Origin of the sequence: Herbaspirillum frisingense GSF30 (assembly GCF_000300975.2) — a bacterium.
GTDB classification, from domain to species: Bacteria; Pseudomonadota; Gammaproteobacteria; order Burkholderiales; family Burkholderiaceae_D; genus Herbaspirillum; species Herbaspirillum frisingense.
Map to the genome: position 1 here is coordinate 37,179 of NZ_AEEC02000024.1, position 17,118 is coordinate 54,296.

Here is a 17,118-nt window from a genome sequence, read left to right on the forward strand (position 1 = left end):
GGGCAACGATCCTGCCGATCAGGCTGGTGCAGCGTGCGCGCTGCCGTGTGCAGCCTTGCGCGCAGTGCTGCTCGTCCGGCGCGCCGCTTTTTTGCGCGCCGGCCGGCGTGCAGGGGAATCATCGGCTTCGTGCAGGCGCTGTTGCAGCAAGGCCAGCACCGCCGCCTCTTCCGGCGACAGGTCGTGCAGCTCCTGCACCAGTTCGGCCTGCACCCGCTCTTCCAGCAACTCGGCGAAACTGCCATCGAGATAGCTCTCGATGACCGCCGGGTGCACATAGCATTTGCGACAGATCGACGGCGTATTGCCCAGCCGGCGTGCCACGTTCTCGATGGCGCGGACCACGTTCTGCTTGGCCTGGGCCTGCGAGTCCACCCGCTCGAAGGCCTGCAGCGCCAGCGTGGCCAGCACCGTACCGGCCCAGGTGCGGAAATCCTTGGCACTGAAATCTTCGCCCGCCGCCTCGCGCAGATAGGCATTGACGTCGCCGGAGTCGATGCAGTGCCGCTCACCGTCGTCATCTACGTACTGGAACAGCTCCTGCCCCGGCAACTCGCGCATCTTGCGGATGATGCGTGCCACATAGGGATCATGCAGCTTGATGTCATGCTGCACCCCGCTTTTGCCACGGAAGCGGAACAGCACATCGCTGCCATCGACCCGCACATGGCGATGGCGCAGCGTGGTCAGCCCGAAGGACTTGTTCTGGCGCGCGTATTCGTCGTTACCGACCCGCATGAAGGTGCTCTGCAGCAGATGCACCACCGCCGCCAATACCTTTTGCCGATGCAGGCCGGGCCGCTGCAGATCCTGCTCCACCACCTTGCGGATGGTGGGCAGGGCGCGGGCGAAACTGATCATGCGCAGATATTTGGCGTCGTCGCGCACCAGGCGCCAGCGGGCGTGATAGCGGTACTGCTTGCGACCCCGCGCATCGCGCCCGGTGGCCTGGATATGGCCGTTATGATGGGGGCTGATCCACACCTCTTCCCAGGCCGGTGGAATGGCCAGCGACTTCAGGCGCGCCAGCACGTCGGCATCGCGTATCAGTGCGCCCTGCGCATCGTGGTAGGCAAAGCCCTTGCCATGGCGGCTGCGGCGGATGCCCGGCATCTCGTCGTTGACGTAGCGCAGCTGGTTGGCACGGGCGATGTCGGCGGCCTCGTCCTGGTGACGGGCATCGGCGGGGGGAGCAGCATTGCGGTCCATGATGGTCTCCTCGGACGCGGCGCCGGGACATCCGGCAATGGTCCATGGCGGCCATTATTGAGCAAGCCGCCCCGGCCGACAGTCAGCCATTGGCCGGGGATGGTGTGGGACTTTTCCCGCACGTCGAGCTAGCTCGGACTACTAACTCAGAACGACTAGCTCAGAACGACTAGCTCAGAACGACCACTGCAGGCTGAAGCCACCGGTCAGTGCGGCCGTGGCAAAACCCACCGGCTTGGCCAGGGGCGTGGCCAGCGACATCTCGTAGTTCATCTTTGCCACGCTGCCGCGCACGCCCAGCGCCGCACCCGTGAGCCGGCGACCGGTCAGGTACTGCGCCATCGGTCCGGCCACCGCACCGGTATCGACCCCCGCAAACAGTTCCTGTCCGCTGTCGCCCAGGGCCAGCGCCAGCTCATTGCGAAGGAACCAGCCCCGTTCGGCCTGCAGGGTCAGCTCGCCATCGAAACCACGCACGGTATAGCGGCCGCCGATGGAAAACTGGTCCTGCGGCGGCAGTGCTCCCCGGTTCCACTGCGCGCGTAGCGTGCCGCTGTAGCGCAGACGCGCCGAGGCCAGCTGGAAGGGCGCGTTCAGCGAGGCATCCAGCAACCACAGGCCGTAGCGCGAGGCGATCTGCGGCAGGTCGTAGGGCGTCACCGGTTCGCTGCCTTGCCGATCCAGCGAGCGACGATAGGCGAGGGTGGCGTCGGCAATGGCGTCGCCCATGAACTGGCGGTGGTTCAGCCCCGCCTCCCAGGCGCTGGTACGACGCTGCTGCGCACCGATCTCCAGTTCATCGATGGCGTTGTAGGCGGTGCGCAGCAGGCCCTTGACGAAGACCGTGCTCTTGCTGGCGGCATCGCGTCGGACCAGTCGCGAGAGCTTGAATTCGGTGGTCTCCGAACGGCCGCTGTAGACGAAGTTCTCGAAGGCCCCGGCCACGGTCTGGTGATAACGGTTGAGTGCCGATGCAGACAAGTGGAAGGAAGGTGGTGAATATCGCGCTGCTGCGCATGCGGCCATCGGAATGCTGAGCGGGGGTGTGGGAGGTGCATTGGGGGCGGCCGCCAGTGCAACGCTCATGCCTGGTATTGCCGAGCAGATTCAGAAGATGGGATTGCCGCCTGCGGTAAATAGCGCGGTGTCGTTGGCGGTAGCGGCGGGTGTCGGAGCTGCGGTTGGGGGTAGTGCAGGGACTGCTAGTGCATATAACGTTGATCTGAATAATCGGCAACTGCATGAAGATAGCAAGGCCAAAGAAAAGACATTGGCTAAAACGCTAGCGGATAACAGCAAAGGAAAATACACAGTAGAACAGATCGAAGATGCGCTGAGATCAGCAAATAATAGAGTGCTTGGAGAAACTGCACTCACCGGTGCTGTTGTGCCCTATGACGCCAAGACGTTCTTCAATATTTACGATCCGTCGAGCTTGGTCCTCGGTGTGAAGTCAGATGGAACGTATGTATTAATGCAGAGTCAGCAGATATTTACCGCACCGTCTTTGGATTTGCAGATGTACATAAAAAATAGTACCGATAACGTCTATAGTTGGGGTAGCGGAGGGATGCAACTATCCTCGATTCCCTTATCTGCCTTACCTCCTATCATGAGCGGTACAGTAACTCCTGAAATGCTGGAAAGTAAGAGAAATGATGTGGCTGACGCAGCGGGTTGGATATCTACGCAATCAGGGCGTGTTGGTGCAGCCGCAACGGCCTATGCTACTTATTTGGCGTCTCAACCAAATGCAGCATCTCAGACCGGTGCAGCCATCCAATTGGGAATCGCAGGAACTGCGACCGTGGTGGGTTTTGGTGCAAGTGCATTGGAGCAGTGGTTGAGACCTAATCTGGGACAATTGACCGTGAGTAGCTTATCTGATTTTGCTGCAAAGCCAGTCATGGATCGCTTTCCCGCCTTCAGCCCTGCAATCAATGAAGCATTGGAGGCGTGGAAGAATTCTCAAACTGCCAGTGGCTGGCAAGATAAGATTAACGAGAAAAAATAGCTGGAGTACGTATGTTTGATTTTCTAATCAAGGATGGGAACTTTAAAGAGTGGGTAAGAATTTTCTTTCTAGTCGTCGGAATATTGTCCGTAGTGCTAGGTATTGAAATCGGAATCGGATCAACGTTGGGTTGCATCTTCTTTCTCGTAGGTTTTCTGTTTGCCGCTGTCGGTGGATACTCCGCACAAGCTCATATGCTGAAATTAAAGCCGTTCAATAGATTGGAAGAAAGATTGCGAAATGTCCGAAAGGAAGATGAGGGCGAAAATTAGAAGAGGTCAGGGTTCGTATAAAGGTCAGGACGGTATCAGCTTCTACTGTCGGTAGCACGGATGGCAACGTCAGCATCGTGGCGGGCAATCGCTATACGCAGGTGGGTAGTGATGTGAAGGCGCCCAAGGGCGATATCGCCATTGCGGCCAAGTCGGTGGAAATCAAAGCCGCCGAGCAGGCCAGCAAGACCACCACCGAAGACAAGTGCAAACAAAGCGGCCTGACGGTGGCCGTAACCGGCCCCGCGATCTCTGCGATGCAGTCGGTAGACCAGATGGCGGACGCGGCCGGCAAGACCAAGGATGGGCGCATGAAGGCGCTGGCTGCAGCCAGTGCGCTGATGTCGATCGATAGCGCCGCGGGCGAGATACAAAAGGGACTGGCGCAAGACAGCGCCAACATCGGCATCAGCGCCACCCTGGGTAGCAGCCAGAACAGCACGCGCAGCGAACAGAACACGGTGACCCAACGTGGTTCGACGGTGAGCTCGGGCGGCAACATGAGTATCCGCGCCACGGGTGATGGCACCAACAGCAACATCACCATTGCCGGCAGCGAGATCAATGCCAAAGGCAATCTGGCGCTGAAGGCGGATAACGACATCAACCTCATCGCTGCACAAAACATCGACACCCAGAACAGCACGCGTTCATCGTCGTCGTGGGGAGTTCTCCTTGGCGTTAGCGTAAAGAACTCACTTATCCGGTGGCTACAAAATTCGTCTCAGGTCAGTTGTCCATATTTAGCCATGCCCGCGGCCACCCTTAAAAAGGGGATAGAGCCCGTGCCTGTACTAGATTTAAGTTTACGACACTCAGCCCGTAAAGCAGGGCTGGTTAAAGAAGATCGGTTCATGACAAATCAATACATCTCCGTTCCAAAATTCGTGGCAGATGATTTCGAAAAGCCACTTAGTCATTTTGCTCAAGAAAATAACGCTGTACAACGCAGTGTCGATAGGGTTTATCGCTTGATCGGGACAGCCCTGGACGGATTAAAGTGCGCAGATTGGGAGGTGGCGCAAGGTCTCTACCGATCACAGAATGTCATAGAACCATTTTGTTTTTGTTTGTTCGATGATAAGTTTTATATTTGGGTTGAGGAGCGAAATGATAAGGCTCCAATTGCGATCTTCAAAAGCCGATATTTGGCGGCCGACTATTTTGTTTGGTTGGTTTCTAAGGGAGAGCGAGAAATTGACTGGGACCTTTTTATCGAGACCGAACCGTAGTTCTTGGGGAAGGGGTTGAGTGCGGGTCTGATCTATAGAGCCAGGCCGATTCACATAATCCTGGCTGGTAACCTTCTCTGTGCCGCCTGCATGCCCGCACAAATTGGCTTCTCGACAGCAGGGGCCTAACAAATTGGCGCCGATGCCGAGGTCGATTAATAACGGCCAACCGCTAAAGCTCAAATTCCCAAATGGCGAAAGATAATATGAAATTGCCTGTTTATATTGCAGAGCAAATGCAGGAGCGGCTGGCTTCATTGACAGTGGACTGCGATTACGCAAGAACATTTTATCAACGTATGCCTCGCGAAATTGATGTTGAGGCACGGTGGAAGTTATCACTGGAAGTTCTTTACCGTCTGTTCTTTTGCTCGCTGATTGTTCCCGGGCACTATCGACGTAAAATCAACATCTTACGTTCAGAAAATGTATCGAGAAAATTACTCCAAGACTGCAAGGGCTATCTTCTTTTGTTAGCGGAGACTGACCCAGAATCTGTTCATATTGAAGACTACGTGGTTTGGCAGGAATGGGATTTATGTATTGGTGAGATGGGTAAAGAGCTTCTTCGGAAGCATCAGATTTTCGATTCGAATTCGGCCTTAAGTAATGATTTCATAGCGGATATCGAGAAACTATTTAGCGAAAAAGGTGTTGGTTGGGATGATGCGCCGCTGTTGAAAAATAAAGGAATAGATAGCCGAAGAATGGTTGGCCTGAGTCTAGCCCGCTATAGAAAATGTAATGCCCATGGGTAGGGCGGCAAAGACATCAACGTCGCCGGTAGTAATGTCATCCCAGTAATAGAAGACTGTATAAGAAAGGGGGCAATCAATGATGAAGTCTTGTGATGATGCATATCATTATCTCGCACAGGAAGTTCTATCATTTGTTAACGAACGGAAGTGGGATTCTGCTGGAGCAAAATACGAAATACTGAATCAGAGTATTGGCGCTAGCTGGTGGCTTGAGTTTAACGGTTTAAGAGATGAAACAGGTTCGTTTCCTTCTCGAGAGACGAGTGCACTTGCCACAGACGCTGTTCGTTTTCTGAGCAGAGATATCGTTAGTAATGACGGGGCCGTATATGGGGGCTGGATTTTGCCCTCTACCCAGATGGGAAATTCAATATCGTTTACGAATACAAAAAGCCAGACGGTTACGAGGATAGTGACGCGACTATTAGTGTTGAGGAAATCAATAGGTCACTGAATCAGATTCTCTCTCAACGAAATAAGTAAGCTCATTTAACTGCGGCCCTGGCGCCGCATACGCCGCTCCTTTATTGCAGAGAAGTTCTGTAACGACCCACTAAAATCCAGCTCACCCCAAACGGTAAAAACTCTACTCGATCGCACCAACACTCCCAAAGTCTCGTCCCCGCCCCTCAAAGGTCCTCTCTCCGTCTCTCCCCCCGCAACGCCATCCCCAACCCCGCCACGATCGCCACTGCCCCCACCATCATCGACACCGGCAACGGCTCCTGCAGCACCCAGGCCGAGGCCGCGACGCCGAAGAGTGGCGACAGCGCATTGAGCATCAGCGCCCGTACCCCCAGCCGCGCCACCACCCAGTTGAACAAGGCCACGCTGAGGATGCTCACCAGCAGGCCGTGATAGGCGCTCTGCAGCGCCAGGGCGGGCAGGGGCTTGCTGAAGGTGGTTTCGCCCAGCCAGGGCAAGGCCACCAGCGTGCAGACCAGCGACAGTACCTGCGTCAGCGCCACCGCATCCAGCGGGGCGACCTGCCAGTTGCGGTTCAGGACCAGGTACCAGGCCCACATCAGGGCCGATAGGACGAACATCAGGTCGCCGCGCCAGGCGCCTGCCGGGGCCAGGCCGCTGGCCAGGATGCCATTGAGGCCGACCAGCACCAGTCCGGCCAGGAGCAGGAGCACGCCCCACGGCGAGATGCGCTCGTGCTGCCGGAAGACGAAGCGGCTGATCGCCATGCCGAACAGCGGGGTGAGCGCCGGATGGATCAGCGCGCCATGCGAGGCGGGGGCGTAGTTCACGCCGCCGACCAGCACCAGGCTGAACAAGGGGCCGGAGAGCAGGAATAGCACCAATCCGCGCCGCCAGCCCACGCCACAGGCGCCGATGAGCCCGCGGCGCCAGGCATAGGGCAGCATCAGCAGGCCGCTGGTGAGGTAGCGCACCAGGGTGGCGTCATAGGGTGTCAGCCCTTGCTGGTAGCCGTAGCGCGAGATCACGGGTTGGATGCCCCAGATCAGCGCGACCAGGATGCCGGAAAGAATGGGTGGGTTCATGTCGAAAGCCGGTTGGTGAAAGCCCTGCAGAAGTGAGCACAGTAGAGCAAAGGGGCTTTGACTGACTTTCGATCATTGGTCAATAATGTTTGAATCTGCGCCATCACCGGTTGACACATGCCCAAGCCCACGCCAGCTCCGCCGACCCTGCCCATCGATCGCGTGGGGGACATTGCGCGACCGGTGGTGGTGGCGGGTGCCGACTATCCCAGCGGTTCGCTGCAGCCCCTGCACAGTCATCGGCGGGCGCAATTATTGTTCGGGCTGGCGGGCATGATGCAGGTGGTCACGCAGGATGGGGCCTGGGTGGTGCCGCCGCAGCACGCGGTGTGGATTCCGTCCGGGCGTGAGCACCTGAGCCGCATGCTGCTGCCGGTGACGACCTGCAGTGCCTTCGTGGAGCCCGAGCACGCACCACGCCAGGCGCAGACCTGCCAGGTGCTGGAGGTGCCGCCCTTGCTGCGTGAATTGCTGATCGAGGCGACCCGCATCGATCCGCTCTACGCGCCCAATAGCCGGGAAGAAGACCTGATGCGCCTGCTGCTGGCGGAAATCGGTCGTGCCCGCGAGATTCCGGTCCACGTGCCGTTGCCGCAGGAGGAAAAGCTGGGCGCGCTGTGCCGCAGCTTCATGATGGCGCCATCGATCCGCTCGCGTCCGGGGGAGTGGGCGGAGCAACTGCATACGAGCGAACGCAGCTTCAATCGCCGTTTCCTGGCGCAGACGGGGATGGGTTTCCAGCAGTGGCGCTTGCGGGCCTGTATCGTCAATGCGATCTCGCGGCTGGCGCTGGGGCATTCGGTGACGGTGATCGCCTATGACCTGGGCTATGAACGGCCGGCGGCGTTTTCCACGATGTTCAGGAAGATGACCGGGCATGTGCCGTCGGCCCATCCGGCGGCGCTGGGGGCGGTGCGTCGCAGCCGCTGAGCGGCGGCCATAAAAAAGGCCGGGGCATTTCGCTCCGGCCAACCATTCTGCGAGGGATGCAGAAGAGACTATCGGGGTGAAGGACGCAGGGCGTGGGCCCTGTCGTCAGCCCGGATCAGGCACCTGCCAGGCGCGGGGCCTGCGCCCGGCCGCCCGATTGCATGTAGCGCTCGACCGAGAGGTCTTCATGGGCGATGGCGGGACGGCGGCCGGAGATCAGGTCGGCCAGCAGTTGTCCCGAGCCGCAGGACATGGTCCAGCCCAGGGTACCGTGGCCGGTGTTGATGAACAGGTTCGAGACCGGGGTGGCGCCGACCACCGGCGTGCCGTCCGGGGTCATCGGGCGCAGGCCGGTCCAGAAGCTGGCCTGGCGGGTGTCGCCGGCGCCGGGGAAGAGGTCGTTGACCACCAGTTCCAGCGTGGCGCGGCGCTTGGCCTTGAGGGTGGTGTCATAGCCGACGATCTCGGCCATGCCGCCCACGCGGATGCGGTCGTCGAAGCGGGTGACGGCGATCTTGTAGGTTTCGTCCAGGATGGTCGAGACCGGGGCGGCGCTGGCGTCGGTGATGGGCACGGTGATCGAGTAACCCTTGAGCGGATAGACCGGAATGGCGGGCAGGCCCGGTACATCGGCGAGCAACTGCGGGGAGTAGGAGCCCAGCGCGACCACGTAGCTGTCGGCCTGCACCAGTTCCTTGCCGCAGACGACGCCGGCGATCTTGCCGCCGGCCATGGCCAGCGCATCAATGGAGACGTCGTAGCGGAATTTCACGCCCAGCTGTTCGGCCATCTTGGCCAGGCGGGTGGTGAAGAGCTGGCAATCGCCGGTTTCGTCATTGGGCAGGCGCAGGCCGCCGGTGAGCTTGCCGCGCACCTTGTCCAGCGCCGGTTCGGCGCCGCCCAGCTGGTCCGGACGCAGCAGTTCGAAGGGAACACCGGCTTCCTTGAGCACGGCGATGTCCTTGGCGGCGCCATCCAGTTGTTCCTGGGTGCGGAACAGTTGCAGCGTGCCTTGCTCGCGGCCTTCGTAGGGGATGCCGACATCGGCGCGCAGCGCGCGCAGGCAGTCGCGGCTGTATTCGGCCAGGCGCACCATGCGTTCCTTGTTGACGGCATAGCTCTCGGCATTGCAGTTGCGCAGCATCTGCCACATCCAGCGCAGCTGGTTGAGCGTACCGTCCGGGCGGATGGCCAGCGGGGCGTGTTCCTGGAACATCCACTTGATGGCCTTCAACGGAATACCGGGTGCAGCCCAGGGCGAGGCGTAGCCGGGGGAGATCTGGCCGGCATTGCCGAACGAGGTTTCCAGCGCGGCGCCGGGCTGGCGGTCCAGTACGGTCACGTCATGGCCGGCCCTGGCCAGATACCAGGCGCTGGTGACCCCGATGACACCGCTTCCAAGAATGACGACGCGCATGTTGATTCCCCGTTTTCAATGATGCCGCTGCAAAAGGCTGCTGGATTAGAAGATTCAGCTATGATATGGGCGAATAAATAGTGTTTGTTCGCGTATTTATTGACGATTTCAGGAAGAAATAATTTAAATCGCGCTGAAACAGGAAAAATCCCATGAGAACCCAGCAGCAGTCCGTCCGTACCCTCGACAAGCTTGATCACCGCATCCTGGCGGTGCTGCAGAAGGATGGGCGCATTTCCATGAAGGAGCTGGGGGAGCAGGTCGGGCTGTCGGTCACGCCCTGCATCGAACGGGTCAGGCGCATGGAGCGCGATGGGGTCATCACCGGCTATTACGCGCGCGTCAATCCGGAGTCGCTGGGGGCGACCCTGCTGGTGTTCGTGGAGATCACGCTGAACCACAAGTCGGGCAACATGTTCGAGCAGTTCCGGCGCGAGGTGCTGCGCATTCCGGAGGTGCAGGAATGTCACCTGGTCTCGGGCGATTTCGACTACCTGATCAAGGCCCGCATCCGGGGCATGGCCGAATACCGCAAGCTGCTGGGCGATATCCTGCTGCAGCTGCCGGGGGCGGCGCAGTCCAAGAGCTACGTGGTGATGGAGGAAATCAAGGAAACCCTGGCCTTGCCGCTGGACGACTGAGATGATCGGGCGCATGGCGTCGCCAGATAAAGGGTCGGGGGCGGGGCTGGGGCGCGAGGGATGGTTGAGCAGCTTGCTTGACCTGCACTGTACTTGAATCCGGCGTGCGTTCCTGTGCATTCCTGTTTGGTTTGGTGTGACCTAGACTTCACCTACACTGGACTCCACTCCGACCCGAGACATCATGCCTTCCAAACCAAGAATCGAGCAATACAATCAACCCGCAGGCGGCTGGGGCGCACTGAAATACGTGGCGCTGAACCTGGTCAAGGAACACGTGGCCGATGGCAAGGGGCTGCGCACCCTGTTGTCGCAGAACCAGCCGGACGGTTTTGATTGCCCCGGCTGTGCATGGCCGGACCGGGAGCATACCTCCACCTTCGAATTCTGCGAAAACGGCGTCAAGGCGGTGGCCGCCGAGGCGACCAAGAAGCGGGTGACGCCCGATTTCTTCGAGCAGCACACCGTGGCCGAGCTGATGCAGCAGTCGGACTATGAACTGGAAGAACACGGCCGCCTGACCCATCCCATGGTCTACGACGCCGCCACCGACAAGTACCGCAAGATCGAGTGGAGTGCCGCCTTCGAACTGATCGGCCAGCATCTCAATGCCTTGCCCGATCCGAACATGGCCGACTTCTACGTCTCCGGCCGCGCCAGCAACGAGGCGGCTTTCCTGTTCCAGTTGTTCGTGCGCCAGTACGGCACCAACAATTTCCCCGACTGCTCCAACATGTGTCATGAGCCCACCAGCGTGGGCCTGCCGGTGACTGTCGGGGTCGGCAAGGGCACCGTGCTGCTGGAAGACTTCGACCACTGCGACACGCTGCTGCTGTTCGGCCAGAATCCGGCCACCAACCACCCGCGCATGATGGGCGAGCTGCGTCACGCCTCCAAGCGCGGCGCCACCATCGTGGCCATCAATCCGCTGAAGGAACGCGGCCTGGAGCGCTTTGCCGACCCGCAGAGCAAGGTCGAGATGCTGACCATGGGCAGTACCCGGATCAGCTCCATGTTCATCCATCCCAAGCTGGGCGGTGACCTGGCACTGATCAAGGGCGTCATCAAGCGCACCATCGAGCTGGACGACGCTGCCCTGGCCGCAGGCACCGAGCGCGTGATCGATGTGGCCTTCATCGAGCAACATACCGCCGGCTTCGAGGCGTTCGCCGCCCAGGCGCGTGGCGAAAGCTGGGACGACATCGTCGAGGAATCCGGCGTCTCCCGTGACGATATCGAAAAGCTGGCCCAGGTCTACGTCAAGGGGAAGGCGGTCATCGCCACCTGGGGTATGGGCCTGACCCAGCACAAGCATGCAGTGGCCACCATCCAGCTGCTGTCGAACATGATGATGCTGCGCGGGAACATCGGCCGCCAGGGCGCTGGCCTGTGCCCGGTGCGTGGTCACTCCAACGTGCAGGGCGACCGCACCGTGGGTATCGACGAAAAGCCGACCCCGGCCTTCCTGGATCGCCTGGAACAGGTGTTCGGCTTCAAGGCGCCGCGTCACCACGGCAACGACACCGTCGGCTCGGTCATGGCCATGCTGGAAGGGCGCACCAAGGTCTTCATCGGCCTGGGCGGCAACTTCGCCATGGCCACGCCCGACACCCCGCGCACCTTCGAGGCCATGCGCTCCTGCAACCTGACGGTGCATATCACCACCAAGCTCAATCGCAGTCATCTGGTACATGGCCGTGACGCGCTGATCCTGCCGACCATGGGCCGCACCGAGATCGACATGCAGAAGTCCGGTCCGCAGGGTGTGACGGTGGAGGATTCGATGAGCATGGTGCACGTCTCCTATGGCATCAACAAGCCGGCTTCCGAGCAGCTGATGTCGGAAACCGCCATCGTGGCGCATATCGCGCAGGCCACCATGCAGTCGCGCAGCAACGGTCCGCAGATCGACTGGCTGTGGTATGCCGAGGATTATTCGCGCATCCGCGACGCCATCGAAAAGGTCTATGACGCCTTCAAGGGCTACAACGAACGCATCGCCAATCCGGGTGGCTTCCATCTGGGCGTGGCCTCGCGTGACCGGGTCTGGAAGACCAGCACCGGCAAGGCCAACTTCATGGTCCTCGACATCCCCAAGGACACCCCCATCCATCGTGCCCGGGCGATCCACGGCGAGAAGCTGCTGACCCTGATGACCACCCGTTCGCACGACCAGTACAACACCACCATCTATGGCATGGACGACCGTTATCGCGGCGTGTTCGGCCAGCGCCGGGTGGTGTTCATCAACCCGGCCGATCTGCAGATGCTGGGCTTGAAGGATGGCGAGTGGGTCGATATCACCAGCGTCTGGGACGATGGCGTGGAACGTCGCGCCGATGGTTTCCTGCTGGTGGCCTACGACATTCCTCGCGGTTGCATCGGCAGCTACTATCCCGAGACCAACCCGCTGGTGCCGCTGGAAAGCTTTGCCGACCAGGCCCGCACGCCGACCTCGAAGTCGATTCCGGTGCTGCTGGCGCGTTCGGCGGTGCAGCGCGCGGCGGCGTAAGCAGAGATGGTGGACATGGTGGACTCGGCGGACCCGGACAGCGGCGACCTGCAGGAGCGCTCGCGCCAACTGGGCGTTCCGCCCGAGGTACTGCTCATCGTCGAGACCTTGCAGGCCGACGCCGAAGAGAAGGAGGGCGGCGCGTTGTCACTGGCGCGCCTGTCCAAGCGCACGCAACTACGCATGAGTACCTTGCGGCGTCTGCTGTCGGCGCTGGAAGAGGCCGGCGTGGTGCAGGTAGCGATGAACGAGGACGGGACCGGCAGCGTCAGCTTGCTGGTGCCGCCGCCTCAGTAAGCGCTACCTGAGCGACCTAGGCGCCACCGCCGCCGTGAGCAGCCGCAGACAACTCAATCCGCCAGTTCCTGCACCAGCTTGCCCATCAGTTTGAGGGCCTGTTCGATCTCCCTCGACCAGTCATAGCTGTAGTTGAGCCGGATGAAATGGCTGTAGCGATTGGTGGCCGCAAAGATGCGCCCTGGCGCCACCGTGATGCCCAGTGCCAGACTGCGGCGATACAACTCCATCGCATCCACCTGCGGCGGCAACTCCACCCACAGCACATAACCGCCTTCGGGCGCGGAGACCCGCGTGCCTTCCGGGAAGAAGCGCAGCACGAAGTGCCGCATCAACTCGCGTTGCTGGGCAAAGGCGCGGCGGACCCGGCGCAGGTGGCGCTCGTAGCCGCCCTGGGTCAGGTATTCGGCGATGGCCCGTTGCGGCGCGGTAGGCGTGGCCAGGGTGTTGAGGAACTTGAGTTTTTCCACCTGATCGCGGTAGCGGCCGGGCATGGCCCAGCCGATGCGGTAGGCCGAAGTCAGGCTCTTCGAAAAGGACGAGCAGTGCAGCACCAAGCCGTCGCGGTCGTAGTTCTTCAGCGAGGAAGGATGCGCATTGCCGTAATAGAGTTCGCTGTAGACGGCGTTTTCGATCAGCGGCATCTGGTGCTGTTCGGCCAGGCGCACCAGCCTTTCCTTTTCGCTGTCCGGCATCTGGAATCCGAGTGGATTCTGGAAGTTGGGCATCACCATGCAGGCCGCCACGGCCTGCGTCTTCAGACATTCTTCCAGGGCCCCGACGTCCATCCCGCGCTCGGGATCGGTGGGAATTTCCAGCGCCCGCATGCCTAGTCGCTCGATGGCGTGCAGCATGGCATAGAAGGTCGGGGTCTCGACCGCGATGGTGTCGCCCGGCTTGGCCACGGCTTGCAGGCAGAGGTTGATGGCCTCGGTCGCGCCGACGGTGATGACGATTTCCTCGGGGGCGACCTTGAGACCGTTTTCTAGGTAGCGGCGGGCGATCTGGCGCAGCAGTTCCGGATGGCCCGGCGGCAGGTCGTCGAACACGCTGGACTGGCTGGCATGGCGGGCGATCTTGCCGGCGTACTGCGCCAGCCGGTGCGAGGGGAAGAGCGCCGGGTTGGGGTAGGGCGACCCCAGCGGCACGGTACCGTCCTGCTGGATGGTCCTGAGCGTGGCCAGGACCAGCCGGCTGACGTCGACCTCGGTCGATTCCTGCCAGGCCGGGTGATCCTCGCGCGAGGTCTTGGCCACGGGCATGGCCACGGTCTCGGCCTGCGCCCGCACGAAGTAGCCGGATTGCGGCTGGCTTTCGATGATGCCCTGGCTTTCCAGCAGTTCGTAGGCGCGTACCACGGTCGTGACGCTGACCTTGTGTTGCTGACTGGCAATGCGTACCGAGGCGATGCGCTCGCCCGGGCGCAGCACGCCGGCACGGATCGAGGCCGCCAGCTGGTCGGCAAATTGTTTGTAGAGAGGCATGGCGGCCATGGAAGAGGGATGTGGGACGGCGGTGTTAAAGTGCTAAGCCCGCATTCTACAAGGACGCCGCCATGATCACCGTGCATCACCTGAACAACTCCCGCTCCCAGCGCGTGCTGTGGCTGCTGGAAGAGCTGGGGCTGGATTACCAGATCAGGTTCTACCAGCGCAATCCCAAGACCATGCTGGCCCCGCCGGAACTGCTGGCGGTCCATCCCCTGGGCAAGTCGCCCGTCATCACCGATGGCGACCTGACGGTGGCCGAGTCGGGCAACATCATCGAATACCTGCTGGAACGCTACGGCGCCGACAGTGGCCTGCTACCGGCCGCCGGTACTGCCGAGCGCCTGCGCTATCGCTACTGGCTGCACTTCGCCGAGGGCTCGGCCATGCCCTGGCTGTTGCTGGGCCTGATCTTCGCCAAGATGCCCGGGGCCGTGCCGGTGCTGATCCGTCCGATCGCCAAGATGCTGGCGCAGGGCATGCGCAGCCGCCTGGTCGCGCCGCAGCAGGAGCGGCAGCTCAAGTTCATGGAAGCCGAAATGGGCAAGGACGGCTGGTTCGCCGGGGCGCAGTTCACGGGGGCGGACATCCAGATGAGTTTCCCGGTCGAGGGCCTGCGGGCGCGAGGTGGGCTGGATGCGCGCTATCCCAGGCTGCTCCACTACCTGGAGGCCATCCACGCCCGGCCGGCCTACCAGCGGGCGCTGGAAAAGGGCGGGCCTTACGAGCTGTTGCGCTAGCCTTCGGCGCGGGAGATTTCAGGCCGGCAAGCTCACCTGGGCGCGCAGGCCACCGCCGCTGCGATTGCACAGCAGCAGGCGCCCGCCATGGGCCTCCACGCTGGAGCGGGCGATGGCCAGCCCGAGGCCGACATGGCTGTCGCGGCCCCGATGGCGGGCCGGGTCAAGGCGCACGAAGGGCTTGAAGACTTCCTCCAATTGCGCCTCGGCGATGCCGGGGCCGTCATCATCGACCAGGATCGTGAGCGCGCCATCGGACTGCGCCCTCAGCGACAGGCGCGCGCACTGGCCATAGCGCACTGCGTTGTCCACCAGGTTGCCCAGGGCGCGGCGCAGGTGGATCGGGCGGCAGCGATAGGGCTGGGAAGTCGCCTCTTCCAGCAGCACCTGATGGCCCTGGGCCGACTGTTCCTCGGCGATCTCGCGCAATAGTGCCTGCAGATCAATCTGTTGGGTGACTTCGGCGTGGGCGTCGTCGCGGGCAAAGTGCATCGTTTCTTCCACCATGACCCGCATCTCCTCGAGGGTGCGGATCATCGCCGTGCGCAGCGCGGCATCGTCCACCAGTTCGGCCCTTAGTCTCAGGGAGGTGATCGGCGTGCGCAGATCATGACTGATGGCGGCCAGCATGCGGGTGCGGTCTTCCACGAAGCGGCGCAGCCGTTGTTGCATCAGGTTGAAGGCGCTGGTGACGTCGCGCGCTTCCTGCGGGCCGGTGACCGGCAGGGCGTCGATCTGCTCACCCCGGCTGACCCGTTCGGCGGCCTGTGCCAGGGCCTTGATCGGGCGCAGGATGCGGCGCAGGAACAGCGCCACGATGACCAGCACCGGCAGCGTCGAGACCGGCACCGAGAAGCGTAGCGGGCGCTGCCAGCCCTGGGTGATCACCGGGAACTGCACGGTGTTGACCCAACGCCGATCTGGCGTGCGCAACGCCATGCGCAGCGTGGCCGGGCCTTCCGGGGATTCGTACAGGCTCACCCGCAGGGCGTCGGCGGGCAGCGCCAGCATGTCCTGCAGGCGCTGGCGCAGGATGTCCTGATCGCGTCCTCGCTGGTGCTGGGCATCGATGTGCGGTTGCGGGTCCAGCGTATAGCGTCGGCTGTCCAGGCTGGCCTGGTGCAGCGCCGCCCGGGCCTCGGGCGTGGGCAGCAGGCCCAGGCGCCAGGCGATGGCGGCGTGTTCGGCCATCTGCTCGCGCGAGATCACGTGGATACGTTCGCCATTGCCCAGTACCAGCATCAGGCCGATGGCATGGGCAGCTACCAGACCGACCAGCAGCAGGGCCAGCAGCTGGCCGGTCATGGTGCGCGGCCACAGTCTCATGAGACGGCGGGCTCTGCGCTGACCTGGGCCGCCAGCAGATAGCCGTTGCCCCATACCGTCTTGAGCAGGCTGGGGCGGCGCGGGTCGGGTTCGAGTTTCTTGCGCAGGCGGCTGACCTGGCTGTCGATGCTGCGATCGAAGGCCTGGGCTTCGGTGCCAGCGGTGAGGTCCAGCAGGCGGTCGCGCGAGAGCACGGTGTTGGGATGTTCCACCAGGACGCGCAACAGGCGGTATTCGACGCTGGAGAGGGTCACGCTGGCGCCGTCGCGGTCGCGCAGTTCGCGCTTGTCCACATCCAGGGTCCACGTATCGAAGAGGTAGCGCCGCACCGCCAGCGGCGCAGCGGGCAGCGCCGCGCCCGGCAGTTGGCGGCCGATGCGGCGCAGCACGCTGCGGATGCGGGCCAGCAATTCGGTGGGTTCGAAGGGCTTGATCAGGTAGTCGTCCGCACCGGTGTCCAGGCCGCGGATGCGGTCGTCGCTGGAGGCCATGGCCGTCAGCAGGATCACCGGCGTACCCAGTTGCTGGTCGATGTAGCGGCACAGCGAGAGGCCGTCCTCGCCCGGCATCATCACATCCAGCACCACCAGGTCGAAGCGTTGCCTGCCCAGCAGCGCGCGCGCCTGCGCGGCATCCAGGGCCATGCTCACCAGCAGGTCCTGGCGGCGCAGGTAGGCGGCCAGCGGTTCACAGATATCGGGATGATCATCCACCACCAGGATGTGGCGTTGCGCTTGCATGGTTGTTCCTTCTCCGGTGGCCTTGGCTTGCC

At 61.8% G+C, this 17,118-nt stretch carries 16 protein-coding genes; 9 read left to right on the top strand and 7 right to left on the bottom strand.

Annotation, left to right across the window (positions count from 1 at the left end):
• Window positions 1-18: 18 nt before the first annotated feature.
• Together HFRIS_RS16370 and HFRIS_RS16375 are read right to left on the bottom strand one after the other, a co-directional pair.
• Window positions 19-1,209 (bottom strand): DNA topoisomerase IB, encoded by a 1,191-nt coding sequence (locus tag HFRIS_RS16370; RefSeq protein ID WP_006464526.1) that lies wholly within the window; start codon window positions 1,207-1,209, stop codon window positions 19-21.
• 174 nt (window positions 1,210-1,383) lie between these two features.
• Window positions 1,384-2,190 (bottom strand): ShlB/FhaC/HecB family hemolysin secretion/activation protein, encoded by an 807-nt coding sequence (locus HFRIS_RS16375; RefSeq protein ID WP_006464527.1) that lies wholly within the window; start codon window positions 2,188-2,190, stop codon window positions 1,384-1,386.
• Between HFRIS_RS16375 and HFRIS_RS25325 the strand changes: the two genes are divergently transcribed.
• The 4 genes from HFRIS_RS25325 to HFRIS_RS24955 all read left to right on the top strand — a co-directional run bounded on the left by HFRIS_RS25325 (window position 2,171) and on the right by HFRIS_RS24955 (window position 5,485).
• Entirely contained in the window at window positions 2,171-3,223 is a 1,053-nt protein-coding gene (locus HFRIS_RS25325; protein WP_244436313.1) for a hypothetical protein, read from the top strand. The two genes, HFRIS_RS16375 and HFRIS_RS25325, sit on opposite strands and share 20 nt — an antisense overlap.
• An 11-nt stretch (window positions 3,224-3,234) precedes the next feature.
• Window positions 3,235-3,495 carry a hypothetical protein gene (locus HFRIS_RS16380; protein ID WP_006464528.1) on the top strand — a complete coding sequence of 87 codons (261 nt, stop codon included), beginning with the start codon at window positions 3,235-3,237 and terminating at the stop codon, window positions 3,493-3,495.
• A gap of 17 nt (window positions 3,496-3,512) precedes the next feature.
• On the top strand, window positions 3,513-4,727 hold the full coding sequence (locus HFRIS_RS25850; RefSeq protein ID WP_275450452.1) for a hemagglutinin repeat-containing protein: 1,215 nt from the start codon (window positions 3,513-3,515) through the stop codon (window positions 4,725-4,727).
• Window positions 4,728-4,933: 206 nt separating this feature from the next.
• Window positions 4,934-5,485, top strand: coding sequence for a hypothetical protein (locus tag HFRIS_RS24955; protein WP_209443026.1), 552 nt, complete (start codon window positions 4,934-4,936; stop codon window positions 5,483-5,485).
• A 629-nt stretch (window positions 5,486-6,114) separates the two neighbouring features.
• On the opposite strand, the gene HFRIS_RS16390 is transcribed toward HFRIS_RS24955, so the two are convergent.
• The gene (locus HFRIS_RS16390; protein WP_006464530.1) at window positions 6,115-6,996 is read right to left on the bottom strand and encodes a DMT family transporter; all 882 of its coding nucleotides are present in this window, start codon (window positions 6,994-6,996) and stop codon (window positions 6,115-6,117) included.
• Window positions 6,997-7,113: 117 nt separating this feature from the next.
• Here HFRIS_RS16390 and HFRIS_RS16395 point away from each other — a divergent pair, with 117 nt between their 5' ends.
• Window positions 7,114-7,926 (top strand): AraC family transcriptional regulator, encoded by an 813-nt coding sequence (locus HFRIS_RS16395; protein ID WP_006464531.1) that lies wholly within the window; start codon window positions 7,114-7,116, stop codon window positions 7,924-7,926.
• Between the two features lie 115 nt (window positions 7,927-8,041).
• Here the strand turns inward: HFRIS_RS16395 and HFRIS_RS16400 are convergent, their stop codons facing one another.
• The gene (locus HFRIS_RS16400; protein ID WP_006464532.1) at window positions 8,042-9,343 is read right to left on the bottom strand and encodes a D-amino acid dehydrogenase; all 1,302 of its coding nucleotides are present in this window, start codon (window positions 9,341-9,343) and stop codon (window positions 8,042-8,044) included.
• Window positions 9,344-9,495: 152 nt separating this feature from the next.
• Between HFRIS_RS16400 and HFRIS_RS16405 the strand changes: the two genes are divergently transcribed.
• The 3 genes from HFRIS_RS16405 to HFRIS_RS16415 all read left to right on the top strand — a co-directional run bounded on the left by HFRIS_RS16405 (window position 9,496) and on the right by HFRIS_RS16415 (window position 12,793).
• Window positions 9,496-9,984 (top strand): Lrp/AsnC ligand binding domain-containing protein, encoded by a 489-nt coding sequence (locus tag HFRIS_RS16405; protein ID WP_006464533.1) that lies wholly within the window; start codon window positions 9,496-9,498, stop codon window positions 9,982-9,984.
• A 184-nt stretch (window positions 9,985-10,168) separates the two neighbouring features.
• Complete coding sequence (locus HFRIS_RS16410; protein WP_039876109.1) at window positions 10,169-12,496, top strand: FdhF/YdeP family oxidoreductase; 2,328 nt, start codon at window positions 10,169-10,171, stop codon at window positions 12,494-12,496.
• Window positions 12,497-12,511: 15 nt separating this feature from the next.
• Window positions 12,512-12,793 (top strand): helix-turn-helix domain-containing protein, encoded by a 282-nt coding sequence (locus HFRIS_RS16415; RefSeq protein WP_244436314.1) that lies wholly within the window; start codon window positions 12,512-12,514, stop codon window positions 12,791-12,793.
• Window positions 12,794-12,846: 53 nt separating this feature from the next.
• On the opposite strand, the gene HFRIS_RS16420 is transcribed toward HFRIS_RS16415, so the two are convergent.
• The gene (locus HFRIS_RS16420) at window positions 12,847-14,286 is read right to left on the bottom strand and encodes an aminotransferase-like domain-containing protein (protein WP_039876111.1); all 1,440 of its coding nucleotides are present in this window, start codon (window positions 14,284-14,286) and stop codon (window positions 12,847-12,849) included.
• A gap of 62 nt (window positions 14,287-14,348) precedes the next feature.
• On the opposite strand from HFRIS_RS16420, the gene HFRIS_RS16425 reads away from it, so the two are divergent.
• Window positions 14,349-15,020 carry a glutathione S-transferase family protein gene (locus HFRIS_RS16425; RefSeq protein ID WP_006464537.1) on the top strand — a complete coding sequence of 224 codons (672 nt, stop codon included), beginning with the start codon at window positions 14,349-14,351 and terminating at the stop codon, window positions 15,018-15,020.
• 18 nt (window positions 15,021-15,038) lie between these two features.
• Here the strand turns inward: HFRIS_RS16425 and HFRIS_RS16430 are convergent, their stop codons facing one another.
• Together HFRIS_RS16430 and HFRIS_RS16435 are read right to left on the bottom strand one after the other, a co-directional pair.
• On the bottom strand, window positions 15,039-16,346 hold the full coding sequence (locus tag HFRIS_RS16430) for an ATP-binding protein (RefSeq protein WP_244436315.1): 1,308 nt from the start codon (window positions 16,344-16,346) through the stop codon (window positions 15,039-15,041).
• Window positions 16,343-17,086: a response regulator gene (locus HFRIS_RS16435; protein WP_006464539.1), complete on the bottom strand. Its 744-nt coding sequence runs from the start codon at window positions 17,084-17,086 to the stop codon at window positions 16,343-16,345. Before HFRIS_RS16435 ends, HFRIS_RS16430 begins: the two co-directional genes overlap by 4 nt.
• Between the last annotated feature and the right edge of the window lie 32 nt (window positions 17,087-17,118).